The organism is Lysinibacillus sp. NPDC048646, assembly GCF_050272295.1.
Classification (GTDB): domain Bacteria; phylum Bacillota; class Bacilli; order Bacillales_A; family Planococcaceae; genus Lysinibacillus.
In genome coordinates this window covers 222,830-240,381 of record NZ_JBNNLZ010000001.1, presented here as the reverse complement: position 1 = coordinate 240,381, position 17,552 = coordinate 222,830, and the positions used below count along the sequence as shown (strand labels likewise).

Here is a 17,552-nt window from a genome sequence, read left to right as displayed (position 1 = left end):
GGGATAGAATTGCTCACTGAAGATGGTGAACGATTCTATTTTTTTTTTTTTTTTTGGACAAATAATGATGGTGGTGATTTGGAATACATTTAATAAAAAAGTCTTATCTTTGATGGGGTATTACTATATACGTAAAATTAATAAAGAGGTTTCGGAATTTTAGAAAAAAATGAAATATTTATTTAATATGACTCAAGCGTCTGTACGTAATGAAAGTCTAACTATATTCAGTGTATAAGAAAAAAGCCTATAGACAACTCGAAATACTTCGAGTTTGTCTATAGGCTGAAGCTATGCTTATTTTGCGTAGCTTTTTAACATGATAGATTATACTTCCATAATGATTGGTAATATCATTGGACGACGTTTTGTTTTTTCGAATAGATAAGGGCCTAAAACGTCTGTAATATCATTTTTTAGCTCTGTCCATTGTGGCGTTTTACCTTGGATGGTTTCATTAAGATGGCGATTTAGCATTTTTTGTGCTTCGTTAATCATCGTACCCGACTCACGCATGTAAACAAAACCTCGTGAAATAATATCAGGACCAGAAACAATTTTTTGATGCGTCATATCAACACTCACAACAACAATTACTAAGCCTTCTTCTGAAAGAATTCGTCGATCGCGTAGTACGATATTGCCGATGTCTCCAATACCATTGCCGTCAATATAGACATCGCCAGAAGGGATACGGCCTGCTACATGTGCTTCGTTTGCACTTAGCGCTAGAACATCGCCATTTTCCATAACGAAAGTATTTTCAAGCGGTACATCACAGTTTTCAGCTAAATGCGTATGCATTTTTAACATACGGAATTCACCGTGAATCGGCATGAAGAACTTAGGTTTCATTAAACGTAACATCAGTTTTTGTTCTTCTTGAGAACCATGACCAGATGTATGGATATTATTAAGTGCACCATGAATAACTTCAGCACCTGCACGGAAAAGTAAATTGATGATTTTATTTACACTCACCGTATTACCTGGTACTGGTGAAGAAGAGAATATCACTGTATCGCCTGGTTGAATCTGAATTTGGCGATGCGTACCATTTGCAATACGAGAAAGGGCAGCCATAGGTTCACCCTGAGAGCCTGTACATAAAATCATTACTTCGTTTGCCGGTAAGCGGTTAATGCTTTGGGCATCGATAAATGTGTCCTTTGGTGCATTAATATAGCCTAATTCACGACCTATTGTAATGGCATTATCCATTGATCGACCAAAGACAGCGATTTTTCTTCCGTATTTTATGGCAGCATCAGTTGCTTGCTGTAAACGGTGTATATTGGATGCAAATGTTGCAAAAATTATTCGACTATCGACCTTACGGAAGATTTCATCGATACTTTTTCCAACTGTACGTTCAGACATTGTAAAGTTCGGTTTTTCAGCATTTGTGCTGTCAGATAGTAGACAAAGTACACCATCACGTCCGATTTCAGCCATTTTTGTTAAGTTTGCAGGTTCACCTACAGGTGTAAAGTCGAATTTAAAGTCACCTGTATGCACGATGTTGCCAGGTGGTGTTTTTACGACAATACCGTAGGCATCTGGAATACTATGCGTTGTTCTAAAGAAACTAACAGATGTTTTTCGGAATTTAATAACATCTTCTTCTTTAATTTCAATCAGTTTTGTCGTACGTAGTAAGCCGTGTTCTTCAAGTTTGTTACGTAATAAGCCAAGTGCAAGCTTACCACCGTAAACAGGAACATTTACTTGACGTAGTAAGTAGGGAATACCGCCAATGTGATCTTCGTGTCCGTGCGTAATAAATAACCCTTTGATCTTATCGACGTTACGTACTAAATACGTATAATCTGGAATAACATAGTCAATGCCGAGTAGATCATCTTCTGGGAATTTAATACCAGCATCAATTAAGATTATTTCATCCTGAAATTGAACGCCGTAAGTGTTTTTGCCGATTTCGCCCAGTCCGCCGAGCGCGAAAACAGCTGCTTGGTCATTTTTAACAAACTTCATGTTTGTTAAATTTCCTCCAAGATGAAGTTCGGACTTGCTTGTTCATAGGCTAAATAATTACCTTCAAGCAGTTGAACGAACTCAATGTTGTAATGTCGGTCTTGCAACTTTTGACGTACTTCACGTTCTGAAGCAGCTTCAAGGTATAGACTATTTGTGTTTTCGCGAACTGGAATCTCATTTGCATTTTCTTGATAATAAACTTTGTAAATCATAGTTTGCTCTCCTTTGATTGCGTACATTATTATTGCACCTTTGTCTATTACCACACACGTACTACAAGAAAAAATCGCAAATTTCTAGTATACTAATGAAGAAATGGGCGTTTGACTTTCTTGTATCTCAAACTTCAATCTTGCACTATTCATGAAAAGCAGTGAGACAGTGGTTGCGCATAGCCAAATAAATGCATTTCCTTTATATTATCACGCAGCTACTTTAAAATAAAGAAAAGCCCTTCAAATAATGAAGGGCAAATGTTAGGCAATTGATTTTTTTCCTTTTCCGAGTAGGCCGCGAAGTTGCTTCAACAATTTTTGCTTTAGTTTCTTCAGCATGGCACATCACTCCTTAGGATCATTATAGTAAAAAAAGTTGCTTGTGTAAAGTACTTAACCTTTGCATGACCATATATAATGAAAGGAATTATATAATGAAAAAAATTTTATTTTTTGATGTAGATGGTACGCTTTACAACAGTGATAAGTTGTTGCCAGCTTCTGCGAAAGAAGCATTATTAGAAGCGCGGCGGAAAGGTTATGAGATTGCTATTGCGACTGGACGCGCACCATTTATGATTCAACCATTGCTAGAAGAGCTTGATATTAACACGTATGTGACGTTTAACGGACAATATGTTGTCTATCGTGGTGAGGTTGTCTATGCAAATGGTATTGAGAAAGAAGAGCTTGCGAATATTATTGCCTTTGGTGAAGCACGCAATGAACCAGTTGTTTTTTTAGATGACAAGCAAATGATTGCTTCGGTCGGAAATAATGACATGGTAGCGGCGAGCTTACATACATTAAAATATCCGTACCCAGCATTAGACGCATCTTATTATATGCAGCACAACGTATATCAAACACTCATCTTTATGGAAGCAAAAGATGAACCTTTGTATTGTGAGACATTCCCTAACGTACAATTTGTACGCTGGCATCCATATTCGTGTGATATTTTGCCAAAAGGTGGGTCAAAGGCTGCTGGAATTGAACATATACTCATGAAAATGGGACTAACATTAGATGATGCCATTGCTTTTGGAGATGGCATAAATGATATAGAAATGTTACAGGCTGTTGGTACGAGTGTAGCGATGGGGAATGGGCATGAAAAAGCAAAGGCAGTCGCAACGCATATTGCTGAGCATGTAGATGAAGATGGACTTGCAAAAATGATGCGACTTTTAAAAATAATTTAATGATGCGTAGATAGGGTGCAGTTTTCTAACGTGGAAAAGCAACTAGTCGAAAAAATTCTTCGAGCTAAGTTGGTTGGTTTTTTAGGGTTTATTTATATGTTAGTATTTACAATTTTCAGTTGCACCCCTGCATTAGCGTAATGATGGATCATGTTTTGATGGGGTGCATTATCCGTAATAATCATGTCTACCTGATCCACTGGACAGACTTGAATCACCACGTCTTTATTAAATTTTGAAGAAACTGTTGCTACATAGACCTGTTAAAAAATATTGATAATTTGTTTTCTTGTCATAGCTTCTTCTATATTATAATCTGAAATCCCATTTTCGATATAATTAGCAAAAGAATTAGTGATGTCATAAAATAAGACGCCCATGAAAAAGTCTTTCCAGGTTGTGTAGTGCATACCTATGAAGGCTTTTTTTATTGTCGGCAAATACTTCTTGTGATTTGGGGTATGTAGATATTAGACGGATAGAACATGCAAAGTGACGGATAGAAATCAGAAAGTGATGGATAGAAGTCGGAAAGTGATGGATAGAAATCAAAAAAGCAGCCTACAAAAGTAGACTGCATAGCGCTTTTAGTCACGCTCGTATGGTACAGAATTTGGAATATCAGCAAATGGATCTTTTTCGTTAATACGGTCGTAAAACATAACGCCATTTAAATGATCTAATTCGTGTTGGAATGCAATAGCAGTCAGACCTTTAAGGCGCAATTTTTTTTCTTCGCCGTCAATTGTTTTGAATTTCACTGTAATACGGGCATGACGTGGCACATAACCAGGTACATTACGATCAACAGATAGGCAACCCTCACCAGCAGTCATATATGTACTTTCTACTGAGTGGCTGACAATTTTCGGGTTAATCGCTGTGAAGCTCAATTGTTCGCCATTATCAGCTTTCACATGAAGGGCAAACATACGATGTAAACTATTTACTTGATTGGCGGCAAGTCCAATGCCGCCACGTAAATTATATTTTTCTGCAATTTCTGGATCTTGGCTGTTTTTTAGGTATTGAAGCATGTCTTCGGCAAGCTTTTTTGTTTCATCAGATAAAGGGAATTTAACTTCCTCAGCTTTTGTGCGTAAAGTGGGATGGCCTTCGCGAATAATATCATCCATTAAAATCATGTGTGAATCTTCCTTTCAATCACTTTGTATAGCTCTATTTACAAGTATACATCACGTTTCAGTACATTCACATGAAAAAACCATCATTTTGAATAAAGTGAAACTTCAATCAGTGGGAGTTTCTTCATCATAAACCAATTGGGCTTTTACGGTCAGTTGATTGCCCACCTCGTTAACTTGTTTTTCTCTTTCTGCTGGAAGTGGGCGTCTTGTACCTGACGCTTCGCTTTCGGAACAGATAAATTACTGACCGTTAATGCGGGGTAAACTTAAAATTATTTTTTGTTGCTATTAGATTGTTATGATCTGGGGTATTCTACTATTGATAATTATGTAGGAGAACGTTATATTAGTGCACTTAATATAAGTTGTTGTAATACAGTGATGAATTACAATAGATACAGTATAGCACAGGGCGATTATTGCTTTATGTTAGGAAAAATCTTTGTTTATAGCCGTAATATGTGATTGACCGACGATATTTTATTCAGTATACTGAGTCCTAAGGATAAGTTGTACTAGTTAAAAAGTGATTTATTTTAATACAGTTGAAAGGGAGATGTGACAAATGGGTAAAAAAAACAATAATATTTTTGATCCAAAACAAACGCTAACTGAAATCGAAGATAAGTTTGAAATGTTCCAAATTCTGAATGAAGAAGGCGAAATTGTTAATGAAGAGGCGGATCCAAAGTTATCAGATGAGGAGCTAGTAGAGTTAATGACGCGTATGGTATATACACGTATTTTAGACCAACGCTCTATTTCACTTAACCGTCAAGGTCGCTTAGGCTTCTACGCACCGACTGCTGGTCAAGAAGCGTCACAACTTGCTTCTCACTTTGCGTTAGAAAAAGAGGATTGGATTTTACCAGGTTACCGTGATGTACCACAAATTGTATGGCATGGTTTACCTTTAGATAAAGCATTTTTATTCTCACGTGGGCACTTTGCAGGGAATCAGGTTCCTGAAGGAGTAAATGTATTAGCGCCACAAATTATTATTGGGGCACAATACATTCAAGCTGCTGGGGTAGCACTTGGTCTTAAAAAACGTGGTAAAAAAGCTGTTGCTGTAACATATACAGGTGATGGAGGATCATCACAAGGCGATTTCTATGAAGGAATTAACTTCGCTGGCGCATTTAAATCACCAGCAATTTTCATTGTACAAAATAACCAGTTCGCAATTTCTACACCTCGTGAATTACAAACTGCAGCAAAAACGATTGCTCAGAAAGGTGTAGCGGCAGGCGTGCCAAGTATTTTAGTAGATGGTATGGATGCTCTTGCAGTGTATGTAGCTACACGTGATGCACGTGAGCGCGCAGTCAATGGCGAAGGTCCAACATTTATTGAAACAATGTGTTATCGCTATGGTCCACATACAATGGCAGGGGATGATCCTACGCGTTACCGTACATCTGATACAGATAGCGAATGGGCACAAAAGGATCCTCTTGTACGTTTCCGTAAATACTTAGAGGCTAAAGGGCTATGGGATGAGAAAAAAGAGGAAGCTGTTATTGAGCGTGCAAAAGAAGAAATTAAAGACGCTATCAAAAAAGCTGATGCAGCGCCAAAACAAAAAGTTACACAGTTAATGGAAAACATGTATAAAGGCGAAATGCCATCGAATTTAAAAGAACAGTATGAAATCTACAAAGAGAAGGAGTCGAAATAACCTATGGCACAAATGACGATGATTCAAGCAATTACAGATGCACTTCGCACAGAATTGAAGAACGATGAAAACGTTCTTGTATTCGGGGAAGATGTAGGTGTCAACGGTGGGGTGTTCCGCGCAACTGAAGGCCTACAAAAAGAATTTGGTGTTGACCGAGTATTCGATACACCATTAGCGGAGTCAGGTATTGGTGGCTTAGCGATTGGTCTTTCTCTGGAAGGTTTCCGACCAGTTCCTGAAATTCAATTTTTCGGCTTCGTCTATGAAGTTATGGATTCAATCAGCGGTCAATTAGCACGTATGAGCTACCGTAGTGGTGGTGTATACAATGCACCTGTAACAATTCGTTCACCATTTGGTGGTGGCGTACATACGCCAGAAATGCACTCAGATAGCTTAGAAAGTCTTATGACGGCGCAACCAGGATTAACTGTTGTCGTACCATCAACACCATACGATGCAAAAGGCTTACTGATTTCATCTATTCGTAACGATAATCCAGTTATTTTCTTAGAGCATTTAAAATTATATCGTTCGTTCCGTGAAGAGGTACCGGAGGAAGCATACACAATTCCACTAGGAAAAGCGGATGTAAAACGTGAAGGTAAAGATTTAACAATCATTGCATATGGTCTAATGGTACATGAAAGCTTGAAGGCAGCAGAAGAACTAGAAAAAGAAGGTCACTCTGTTGAAGTGATTGATTTACGTACAATTCAACCAATCGATATTGAAACAATCATTGCTTCAGTTGAAAAAACAGGTCGTGCAATTGTTGTTCAAGAAGCACAAAAACAAGCAGGTATTGCTGCGAATGTTGTAGCTGAAATTACAGAGCGTGCAATATTAAGCTTAGAAGCACCAGTTCTTCGTGTAGCAGCACCAGATACAGTGTACCCATTCCCGCAAGCTGAAGGTGTTTGGTTACCGAACTACAAAGATGTAATGGAAACAGCGAAAAAAGTTTTAACATTCTAATGTAGCTTGCAAATTTGATGAAAAGCAAAGAGAAAGGATGGGTACACATGGCATTTGAATTCAGATTACCTGATATTGGAGAGGGTATTCACGAAGGAGAAATCGTAAAATGGTTCGTTAAAGCTGGGGATACAGTGAAAGAAGACGATATTCTTTGTGAAGTACAAAATGATAAAGCGGTTGTAGAGATTCCGTCACCAGTGGAAGGAAAAGTAGAGGAAGTATTAGTAGAAGAAGGTACGGTAGCTGTTGTTGGCGATGTATTAATTCGTTTAGATGCTCCTGGCTACGAAGATTTAAAATTAAAAGGTGACGACCATGCAGAAGCAAAAACTGAAGCTCAAGTACAGGCAACTGCAGAAGCTGGTCAGGATGTAGCAAAAGCTCCTGCTAAGGGAGAAATTCCGGTAACAGAAGAGGCGACAGTAAAAGAAGAAACTCCTGATAGTACAAAACGTATCATTGCTATGCCTTCAGTACGAAAATTTGCTCGAGACAATGATGTAAATATTCGTGAAGTTGTAGGTACTGGCAAAAATGGTCGTATTCTAAAAGAAGATATCGAGAATTTCTTAAATGGCGGTGGAGCAGTTCGGGCTGAGGAAGCACCAGCTGTGGCAGAAGATGCTACTGAGAAACAAGAGACAGCGCAAGCAGCTCCTGTGGTTCTTGAAGGTGAATTCCCAGAGACTCGTGAAAAAATGTCTGGTATTCGAAAAGCGATTGCAAAAGCAATGGTACACTCGAAACAAACGGCTCCTCATGTTACACTAATGGATGAAGTTGATGTGACAGCACTTGTAGCACATCGCAAAAAATTCAAAGATATCGCTGCTGAAAAAGGTGTGAAATTAACGTACTTACCATACGTAGTAAAAGCGCTTATTTCAACTTTACGTGAATTCCCAGAATTTAACCGCTCATTAGATGATGCAACACAAGAAATTATTCAAAAGCATTACTACAATATTGGTATTGCCGCAGATACCGAAAAAGGCTTACTTGTACCAGTTATTAAACATGCTGATCGTAAATCAGTATTTGCAGTATCAAATGAAATTAATGAATTAGCGACAAAAGCCCGCGATGGCAAGCTTGCTCAACATGAAATGAAAGGTGCATCCATGTCTATCACGAATATCGGCTCGGCAGGAGGACAATGGTTCACACCGGTTATTAATCATCCTGAAGTCGCAATTTTAGGTATTGGTCGAATTTCAGAGAAACCTGTAATAAAAAATGGTGAAATTGTAGCTGCACCTGTGTTAGCATTATCATTGAGCTTTGATCATCGCATGATCGATGGAGCCACTGCGCAAAATGCTTTAAATCACTTAAAGCGTTTGTTAAGTGAGCCAGAATTATTATTAATGGAGGCGTAACAAAAATGGTAGTAGGAGATTTCCCAATCGAAACAGATACTCTTGTCATTGGTTCAGGTCCTGGAGGATATGTAGCAGCAATTCGTGCAGCACAAACTGGCCAAAAAGTAACAATCGTTGAAAAAAATGTAATTGGTGGTGTGTGCTTAAACGTAGGTTGTATTCCATCAAAAGCATTAATTTCAGTAGGTCACCGTTTTGAACAAGCTAAGCATTCAGATGACATGGGTATCGTCGCTTCTGACGTAAAATTAGACTTCTCAAAAGCACAAGCTTTTAAAGACAGCGTTGTTAAAAAATTAACTGGCGGTGTTGAAGGCTTACTTAAAGGCAATAAAGTTGAAATTGTACAAGGTGAAGCTTATTTCGTAGACGCTCATTCAGTGCGTATCATCAATGGTGAATCTGCTCAAACTTACACATTTAACAATGTGATTTTAGCAACAGGTTCTCGCCCAGTTGAAATTCCAACATTTAAATTCACTGATCGTGTACTAAACTCTACTGGCGCACTTTCTTTACAAGAAGTACCTGGTAAATTAGTCGTTATCGGTGGAGGTTATATTGGTACAGAGCTAGGCTCAGCTTTTGCTAACCTTGGTTCACAAGTAACAATTATTGAAGGTGGCAAAGATATTTTAGCTGGCTTCGAAAAACAAATGACACAAATCGTGAAAAAAGGCCTTAAAAAGAAAGGCGTTGAAATTGAAGTAAACGCATCTGCAAAAGGCGTTGAAGAAACAGAAAACGGCGTAGTGGTAACATATGAAGTAGGCGGAGAAGAGAAAAAAGTTGAAGCTGATTATGTATTAGTTACCGTTGGTCGTCGTCCAAATACAGATGAAATGGGTCTTGCTGAAATCGGTGTTGAATTCGGTGAACGCGGTCTTATTAATGTCGATAAACAATGCCGTACAAATATCTCAAATATCTATGCAATCGGTGATATCGTAGCGGGTCCTCAGCTTGCACATAAAGCTTCTTATGAAGGTAAAGTTGCTGCTGAAGCAATCGCTGGTGAAAAATCAATTGTTGATTATTTAGCTGTTCCTGCAGTATGCTTCACAGATCCAGAAATGGCTACTGTTGGTTACAATGAAGATCAAGCTAAAGCAGAAGGTATCGAATATACTTCAGCGAAATTCCCATTCGCAGCAAATGGTCGTGCTCTTGCATTGAACCAATCAGAAGGTTTCGTGAAACTAGTAGCTCGTAAAGAAGACGGCTTATTAATTGGTGCTCAAATTGTTGGTGCTGGTGCATCAGATATGATCGCTGAAATGGGCTTAGCAATTGAAGGCGGCATGACTGCTGAAGATATTTCATTAACGATTCATGCTCACCCAACATTAGGTGAAATCACTATGGAAGCTGCTGAAGTTTTACTAGGCAACCCAATCCATATTTTAGCCAAAAAATAATTTGAAACATTTGACGACTATAAAGCATGCCTGCTTTATAGTCGTTTTTTTGTATAATACTTGTAATTTTGATACAGTAAATATATAGAATGAATATTCGAATAATATAGAGGTGATGATGAAATGGAGTTAAGCTTAAAGGGGAAAGTAGCAGTTATTACAGGATCAAGTAAAGGCATTGGTTATTATACAGCGATGCAGCTTGTCAAAGAAGGCGCAAAAGTTGTGCTGTGTGCGCGTGGTGAAAAACAGCTACAAGTAGCAGCCAGTTGTATTAAAAACGAAACGGGCGAGGATGTTTTATTCGTGCCGACTGATATTACGAAAGAAAAAGATTGTAAAAAGCTAATCGAGCGAACAGTGGAGCATTATGGGCGTATTGATATTGTCATTAATAACGCTGGTACAGCATCGGCAAATCCATTTGAAGATGTAAGCAGTGAAGTATGGCAGTCTGATTTAGACTTAAAGGTGTTTGGTGCCATCAATTGTTCGAAATATGCCGTACCCCATATGCGTAAGGTCGGTGGGGGTGCAATTGTTAACGTAACAGCTGTTATGGCAAAAACGCCACCAGCTAGTTCGCTTCCGACCACTGTCAGTCGTGCAGCGGGACTTGCGCTAACGAAGGCTATGAGCAAAGACTTAGGAAAAGATAATATTCGTGTAAATTCGGTTTGTATTGGATTAATTCGCAGTGATCAAATCGAGAATCGATGGAAAAGCGAAGCGTCTGAGCTATCATGGGAAGATTATTCTCGCAAGGTTGGCCAAGCGATTCCACTAGGTCGTGTTGGCGATACTCAGGAAGCGGCAAATGTTATTACTTTCTTAGTATCTGATGCTGCAAGCTATGTGACAGGAACATCTGTTAATATCGATGGTGGTTCAGGACACGCATTATAAAAATTATAACCTGCGTAAAGAGACAATATTCTTCTTTGTGTAGGTTTTTTTCTATTATTTTTCTAAAATTATAATAGACAGAAAATTCCCGCACATGTAGAATGAACGTGGGGGGTGAAAGTGGTAAATGTTGAACGAAAATTTTGCTGCTGTGTTAATGAGGGTTGTTCGAATTATTGTCCAGATAGGGATACTAAATATTTTTTATTATATGGGCGTTGGTATTGTGTCTTTCTTGCATCTGCCTCTTCCAGGAAGTGTAATTGGGTTACTACTATTAGCACTTTCATTCAATTTCAAAATCATTAAAGTAGAATACATTCAAGAGGGCGCTGGTTTTTTAATCGGTATATTAACATTATTTTTCATTCCCGCAACAGTAGGGGTGATTGACTATCCAGAGCTTTGGTCAAAGACGGGTCTGCTAATTATTTTAGCAGTTATCGCTAGTACATTAATTTCTATTTATATTACTGGTTTGCTTGGCCAACTCATTGAGAAAAAAGAGGCGGCTAAAAAAGAAGCTATTGTAGATGAGGGCGAGGGGGAATTAACCGTTGACTGAGATAATTGTCGTATTGGGCACAATTGCTTTATTCTATTTATTGACAAAACTTTATCAGCGTTTCCCATATCCTTACATGATTCCATTAGTAACGACAACATTACTCAGTATAGTGATGTTATTGGTATTTGATATTCCATATGCTACGTATATGGAGGGTGGAGAATGGCTTCAGAAAATGTTAGGACCTGCTGTAGTAGCACTTGCTTATCCGTTATACAATCAGCGTACTATTATCATGAAGTACAAGATTTCAATTTTGTCGGGAATTGTCATTGCGATGCTAACAGGTATAGTAACGATCTTTATGATGCTGAAATGGATAGGGGTTAGTGAAAGTTGGCTGTTAACAGCACTGCCTAAGTCATTGACAACTCCTGTTGGGATGCAAGTTAGTGAGACGATAGGCGGTATTCCTCCTCTCACAGCTGTATTTGTAATGATAGCAGGATTTGTAGGAGCTATTATCGGGCCATTGGTTATTAAGTATGGCAAAATTGAATCAGCTGTCAGTCGAGGTGTTGCAGTAGGAAGTGCCTCACACGGTGTAGGACTTGTCAAATTGAAAGATTACGGGGAGCAGGAATTATCCGTCGGATCCTTGTCAATGGGCTTAACAGCGATTATAGGGGCGTTTCTGTGCCCACTCTTTGTCTATTTATTTATGTAAAAAGGCTATATACAGAAGAAAATCTGTATATAGCCTTTTTTAACTTTTTTCTATAATAAATTGAATGGTATGCGCAAGCCCTGTATGCAGAATACCTTCATTTCTTACCTGTTCTCCTGTGAAAAAGTGCAAAATTTTATGCGATTGACACCAAGAAAGTACATCAATTGGATTATATAAAAATTCAAGCTCTCTAGGACCACCAGATGCATAAGGAAGTTGATAAATAGAATATAATTCCATCATAATTAGCCCGCCAGGTTTCACAGAATCAATGATACGTTTAATAATGTCATGCTGATGTTCTACATGAAAATGACCAAAGACCATGATGGCAGCATCGAAGATTTCCACAGGTATTTCATCTTGGAGTAAGTCAGTGAGTTGTGTTTCCACAATAACGTCATGCCTTTTTGCAAGTTGTTGTGTTTTCTCTAGACCACTTTGTGCATAATCAAAGGCTGTAACAGTATGCCCCTCAGCCGCTAAAAAGACTGCATTGCGCCCTTCGCCCTCTGCATAAGCAGCTACGTTAGGACAGTTTTTAAGGTAATCAGCATAATCTTTTATGAAGGTATTTGGCTGTTCACCGTATACATATTCTAAAGTTTGAAATCGTTTATCCCATGAATTCATCCAATCACTCCTTTATCCTTATTGTAGATAAAGTGTCCAATGAAATCGAGTTTTTTGTTCAATGCCATAGCAAGTAAGTTGGAATATTTTATTTAAAAGTTTGGATGCAACTTAGTTATTCAGGAATGCAACTAGTAGTTGCGAAATGGCAAACAATAACTTCTAGTGAAATATGTGTGAAAAATTTATGATTTATTCAAGATCATAAAATATGGGGGTTAAGTGCTATGAATTTAGAAAATCGTTTAAAAGAATTGAGAGAATAACGTCAATATACACAAGATGATGTTGCGGAATTTTAAATATATCCAGAGTGGGAATTAGGAAAAGGTTATCCTGACATCGAAAACCTGATTAGACTAAGTGATCTGTATGAGATTGCATTAGATAAGCTTATTTGAGGAGAGGAAAAACACCAAAAAAAAGAGGTTATCAATCGTCCAAATAATGGTAAACAGAAATCCATTGAGGATTTTTTATGGAATTATTGGTGGCTTATTTTCCCTGTATTAGGCATGCTATTTTTCCGTACCTAGTTATAGTAGTTGAAGTATGAAAATAAGCTGTCTCATTTGAGACAGCTTATTTGTGTTTAAATAATAGCTCTGCGTTCTTTAATAACGCGGATTGTTTTTAAAGTTGTATCTTCTGGACCTTGGACAGGTAAACCAGCTTCAACATTCATTTGGATATAACGAATATTTTCCTCAGTTATTATTTCCCCGGGAATAAAAATTGGAATACCGGGTGGATATACCATTATGAATTCTGCACAAATACAATTATCTGCTTCTGCGAGTGGCACAACTTCTGTATCTGCATAAAAGGCATCGCGAGGCGACATTGCAAGTGCTGGAATTTCTGGCACATTGACGACTGTTTCAGTAATAGCCGCTTCTGAATCAAAAGCTTTAGACATACGACTTAATGCATTTATCAGGAGGTTAATTTCCTTTTTGGTATCAGCCAGTGTCACAAGACATAAAATATTGTATAAATCGGATAATTCTACCTCGATATTGGCATTGTGACGAAGCCATTCTTCGGCCTGGTGACCGGATATGGCTAAATCTTTCACACTAATTAACAGTTTTAATGGATCCATATCAAAAGTTGCAGATGAGTGTAATTTTTCTTTTCCTGCACATTTTAAATGTGGAATTTGGTTAATGCGTTTACGCGCATCTTTTGCCAAACGAATCGCATCGCCAATTAAATCATAGCCATGAATTGCTAGCTGACGACGTGCTGTGTCCAGCGAAGCAAGTAATGGATAGGACGTCGAAGTTGTTGTTAGCATCGAGAATACGGCTTGTACACGCTTTGCAGAGACTAGCCCTTCACGCACATTTAAAATCGACGTTTGCGTCATGGAGCCACCAAGCTTATGTACACTTGTCGCAGCCATATCGGCACCTGCTTCCATAGCGGAATAAGGTAGCTCGTCATGGAATTTAATGTGGACACCATGAGCTTCATCAACAACAACTGGAATATTACGACTATGGACAATTTCAACAATACGTTTTAAATCGGCTGAAAAGCCATAGTAAGTTGGGTTAATAACAAGGACAGCTTTTGCATCAGGGTAAGCATTTAATGCTTTTTCTACTGCTTCTGCCGAAATACCGTGAGAAATACCATACTCGCTATCCACCTCAGGGTGAATAAAAATGGGAATAGCACCAGCGAAAACAATCGCTGACATAATGGATTTATGAACATTCCGTGGTATTAGAATCTTATCACCTGGACCGACGACGGTCAGAATCATCGTCATAATGGCGCCACTAGTACCTTGAACGGAAAAGAATGTATGATCAGCACCAAAGGCTTCTGCAGCAAGTGCTTGTGCCTCTTTGATCGCACCCTTTGGTGAATGTAAATCGTCTAGTGGAGCAATATTAATTAAATCAATTGATAAAACGTTGTCGCCGACGAATTCTCGGAAAGCTGGATCCATACCGTGCCCTTTCTTATGGCCTGGAATATGGAACTGAATTGGATGTCTATTCCGATGTTTTAGTAATACGTCGAACAATGGAGTCTCTAATTGTGACAACGCAGGTACCACCTCACTTTTATAATATATAAGAAAACAAATGAATTATAGCACCTAACGACATGAAAAAATAGACTTTAATTAAAAAATAAAGGGATTTTTTGATGATTTCGAGAAGATAGTATCGTATGAAAGGGGAGATTTGATGAATTGGGATACACGTGTCACAGAACTTTTGAAGGTTAAATATCCAATTGTTCAGGGGGGATTAGCGTATTTAGCATATGCTGATTTAGCAGCGGCAGTGTCGAATGCTGGAGGACTTGGACAAATAACTGCAATGAGCTTGCGTGATGCTGACTTATTACGTGCAGAAATTCATAAGGTACGAACATTAACGGACAAGCCATTTGGTGTGAATTTTGCAATTGGCATGTATGGTACGGGTTATGAGGATATGGTACGTGTAGCAGTCGAAGAAAATGTGCCTGTTGTGACAATGACGGGTGGTAATCCTGCACCAATATTTGAGTTGCTTTCAGGGACGGACATCAAGAAATTAGTACTTGTTGCAGCACGTAGACAAGCTCAAAAGGCTGAAGAGCTTGGAGCAGATGCAGTCATGGTAGTCGGACAAGAAGGTGGTGGTCATCTTGGACGTGATGACATTGGTACAATGGTGCTCGTACCACAAGTTGTGGATAGCGTAAAAATTCCTGTCATTGCCTCTGGTGGTATTGGTGATGGCCGTGGCTGGATGGCCGCACATTCACTAGGTGCTGAGGGAATTGAAATGGGTACACGCTTTATTGCAACAAAGGAATGTATCGATGCATCAGAAGTATATAAAGAGGCACTACTCGCAAGCTCTGAAGCAGATACAACGGTCATTAAACGCTCCATTGGTGCACCAGCTCGAGCGTTACGTAGTGAATTTACAGAGAAAATTTTAGAGATTGAGCGAACAACACCTACTTATGATGCATTAAAAGATTATATCAGCGGTAAAGCGAATAAACGTTTTATTTATGATGGTGACAAGAATGCTGGTATTGGTTGGGCAGGACAAGTTACGGGGATGATTCACGATATTCCAACAGTGGATGAGCTGATAACACGAATGGTTGCAGAAGCGGAAAGTATCCGGGTAAAATGGGGACAGTAACGTAAAGGTGGTAATGTCCAAATGGAATATTCTTATCCGTTTTCAATTGATTGGTCGACTGAAGAAATAGTCGATGTTATTAAATTCTTTGAAGGCATCGAGCAGGCCTATGAAAAGGGCATTAAACGTGAAGTGATGATGGCGAAATATCGTCGCTTTAAAGAGATTGTACCTTCACAGGCCGAGGAAAAAACAATTTTTCGTGAATTTGAAGAAGCGAGTGGCTATGTGAGTTATCCGGTAGTAAAGCAAACAAAAGAGACATCGGATGGTACAATCATAAAGGTTTTACCGAAGCAACGACGTTAAAAAAGTGTGGATGTGAGAAATACTCACGTCCACACTTTTTTGTCTTGCTTTTTTTACCAAGCCTAAAGAAATTTACGCATTTAGCAATTATTTGTACTGCATTAACTGATAATAATCAGTGTTAAAGATCAAATTTTTGCATAAAATACATCAACATAGACTTTTATAATGTAAGATTACCTCAAGTTTGAAAGCCATCGCATTATCAATGTGAAAATGATGAACTTATAATGTCACATTAGTTCTCATGTCATACCTCTGTAATTGTCATGTTCAATCCTCTAATGAATCAGTTGGTGGGAAGGCTTTTAAGCTTGCAGATTCCTACAAGCACCTTTGAAGTTTGAGCTTTGACCCTTTAGATATACCATGTTGGGTAATGAAACCTCGATAAATTTGCTGTGTCGTATGTCCTACCATCATTTGAGATGATGGTGTTTTTTGTATCTGAATATTTATTCTGAAATTAAACCAAAGAATTATCTGAAATTAATCGTTTTTGTATGAAGCATTGTCATTTTTATTTTCCTAAAATGATGTTATAGACCGGCAGTAAGCTGTTGAAAGTATCTTCTGCTAATTGATGGAATTGACTGGAAGACAATTTTATGGCTTCATCGCGAGGAATATGTCGACCGACTAAAAACTCGCCTTTTTTAACATCGCGTAGTCGAATAAGTAACTCCTCCAGCTTCTCTTCTTTAGCCTCTTTAATGGAAAAAGCCAACGGGGACATGTGATCACCGGAAACAATGAAATCATTTGGAAGCTGTTGTAACAATGATCTTTTTGTAAGTAGTCTTTCTGCCATCACATTTTTTTGCGGTGCTTCATAAATAATGGCTAATACGATGAATAAATGTGAGCTCCAAAGACCAATCTGAAAGTGAGGTAATGCTTTATAACCTCTTTTGTATGGAGCGAAGGCAACCCAGCTATCTTTTGGCGGATTGACTGTTCGTCGAGCATGTTTAGCAACATGCGGGAAAAATTCTTCTCCAAGCTGACTAGAAAAGAAAGCGGAAAAATCTTCCCCGAGTTTATTGAATTTTGGCCGTACACAGGAATTTAAAGCATCCATTCTTTGTTCTAAACCATTTATTTGAAAAACATTGAAATCTTTGTTAGTCCATTTTAGTTTCGGCATTTTTAGTAACTCCTTTCGATTATAAGGTTTATTTTATTAAGAAAATGGGAAAAAATCTTATAACAAGTACTTTAACGAAATCTGATAAGGTTTTGTAACAAAATAAAAAGGACGTGATTTT

General features: G+C 38.3%; 16 protein-coding genes. 10 read left to right on the top strand and 6 right to left on the bottom strand.

The genetic code is table 11. The features are described from left to right. Nucleotides 1–327: 327 nt before the first annotated feature. Both rnjA and ACQKII_RS01160 read right to left on the bottom strand, forming a co-directional pair. Nucleotides 328–1,995, bottom strand: coding sequence for a ribonuclease J1 (rnjA, locus tag ACQKII_RS01165; protein ID WP_427455528.1), 1,668 nt, complete (start codon nucleotides 1,993–1,995; stop codon nucleotides 328–330). Nucleotides 1,996–2,000: 5 nt separating this feature from the next. Then, the gene (locus ACQKII_RS01160; RefSeq protein WP_427455526.1) at nucleotides 2,001–2,210 is read right to left on the bottom strand and encodes a DNA-dependent RNA polymerase subunit epsilon; all 210 of its coding nucleotides are present in this window, start codon (nucleotides 2,208–2,210) and stop codon (nucleotides 2,001–2,003) included. 437 nt (nucleotides 2,211–2,647) lie between these two features. Between ACQKII_RS01160 and ACQKII_RS01155 the strand changes: the two genes are divergently transcribed. Then, on the top strand, nucleotides 2,648–3,418 hold the full coding sequence (locus ACQKII_RS01155) for a Cof-type HAD-IIB family hydrolase (RefSeq protein ID WP_427455524.1): 771 nt from the start codon (nucleotides 2,648–2,650) through the stop codon (nucleotides 3,416–3,418). Between the two features lie 587 nt (nucleotides 3,419–4,005). Here ACQKII_RS01155 and def read toward each other — a convergent pair. Beyond that, nucleotides 4,006–4,563, bottom strand: a complete 558-nt coding sequence (def, locus tag ACQKII_RS01150; RefSeq protein WP_427455522.1) for a peptide deformylase — start codon at nucleotides 4,561–4,563, stop codon at nucleotides 4,006–4,008. 568 nt (nucleotides 4,564–5,131) lie between these two features. Between def and pdhA the strand changes: the two genes are divergently transcribed. From pdhA to ACQKII_RS01115, 7 genes are all read left to right on the top strand, one after another. Then, nucleotides 5,132–6,247, top strand: a complete 1,116-nt coding sequence (gene pdhA, locus ACQKII_RS01145) for a pyruvate dehydrogenase (acetyl-transferring) E1 component subunit alpha (RefSeq protein WP_427455520.1) — start codon at nucleotides 5,132–5,134, stop codon at nucleotides 6,245–6,247. 3 nt (nucleotides 6,248–6,250) lie between these two features. Continuing rightward, a complete protein-coding gene (locus ACQKII_RS01140; protein WP_143997496.1) occupies nucleotides 6,251–7,228 on the top strand; it encodes an alpha-ketoacid dehydrogenase subunit beta in 978 nt (325 codons plus the stop codon). A gap of 47 nt (nucleotides 7,229–7,275) precedes the next feature. After that, a complete protein-coding gene (locus ACQKII_RS01135; protein WP_427455518.1) occupies nucleotides 7,276–8,610 on the top strand; it encodes a dihydrolipoamide acetyltransferase family protein in 1,335 nt (444 codons plus the stop codon). Nucleotides 8,611–8,615: 5 nt separating this feature from the next. Beyond that, nucleotides 8,616–10,031 carry a dihydrolipoyl dehydrogenase gene (gene lpdA, locus ACQKII_RS01130; RefSeq protein ID WP_427455516.1) on the top strand — a complete coding sequence of 472 codons (1,416 nt, stop codon included), beginning with the start codon at nucleotides 8,616–8,618 and terminating at the stop codon, nucleotides 10,029–10,031. A 123-nt stretch (nucleotides 10,032–10,154) separates the two neighbouring features. Next, entirely contained in the window at nucleotides 10,155–10,937 is a 783-nt protein-coding gene (locus ACQKII_RS01125; protein WP_427455514.1) for an SDR family NAD(P)-dependent oxidoreductase, read from the top strand. A 127-nt stretch (nucleotides 10,938–11,064) separates the two neighbouring features. Beyond that, nucleotides 11,065–11,502 (top strand): CidA/LrgA family protein, encoded by a 438-nt coding sequence (locus tag ACQKII_RS01120; RefSeq protein ID WP_427455512.1) that lies wholly within the window; start codon nucleotides 11,065–11,067, stop codon nucleotides 11,500–11,502. Next, nucleotides 11,495–12,172, top strand: coding sequence for an LrgB family protein (locus ACQKII_RS01115; RefSeq protein ID WP_427455510.1), 678 nt, complete (start codon nucleotides 11,495–11,497; stop codon nucleotides 12,170–12,172). The genes ACQKII_RS01120 and ACQKII_RS01115 overlap by 8 nt, the downstream gene beginning before the upstream one ends. A 39-nt stretch (nucleotides 12,173–12,211) precedes the next feature. Here the strand turns inward: ACQKII_RS01115 and ACQKII_RS01110 are convergent, their stop codons facing one another. Both ACQKII_RS01110 and ACQKII_RS01105 read right to left on the bottom strand, forming a co-directional pair. Beyond that, nucleotides 12,212–12,808 (bottom strand): class I SAM-dependent methyltransferase, encoded by a 597-nt coding sequence (locus ACQKII_RS01110; RefSeq protein ID WP_427455508.1) that lies wholly within the window; start codon nucleotides 12,806–12,808, stop codon nucleotides 12,212–12,214. 592 nt (nucleotides 12,809–13,400) lie between these two features. Continuing rightward, complete coding sequence (locus ACQKII_RS01105) at nucleotides 13,401–14,870, bottom strand: aminotransferase class I/II-fold pyridoxal phosphate-dependent enzyme (protein ID WP_427455506.1); 1,470 nt, start codon at nucleotides 14,868–14,870, stop codon at nucleotides 13,401–13,403. Nucleotides 14,871–15,015: 145 nt separating this feature from the next. Between ACQKII_RS01105 and ACQKII_RS01100 the strand changes: the two genes are divergently transcribed. Together ACQKII_RS01100 and ACQKII_RS01095 are read left to right on the top strand one after the other, a co-directional pair. Next, nucleotides 15,016–15,975, top strand: a complete 960-nt coding sequence (locus ACQKII_RS01100) for an NAD(P)H-dependent flavin oxidoreductase (RefSeq protein WP_427455504.1) — start codon at nucleotides 15,016–15,018, stop codon at nucleotides 15,973–15,975. Nucleotides 15,976–15,996: 21 nt separating this feature from the next. Then, on the top strand, nucleotides 15,997–16,284 hold the full coding sequence (locus tag ACQKII_RS01095) for a UPF0223 family protein (protein WP_427455502.1): 288 nt from the start codon (nucleotides 15,997–15,999) through the stop codon (nucleotides 16,282–16,284). Between the two features lie 520 nt (nucleotides 16,285–16,804). Here the strand turns inward: ACQKII_RS01095 and ACQKII_RS01090 are convergent. Then, nucleotides 16,805–17,431, bottom strand: a complete 627-nt coding sequence (locus tag ACQKII_RS01090) for a YktB family protein (RefSeq protein ID WP_427455500.1) — start codon at nucleotides 17,429–17,431, stop codon at nucleotides 16,805–16,807. Nucleotides 17,432–17,552: the final 121 nt, after the last annotated feature.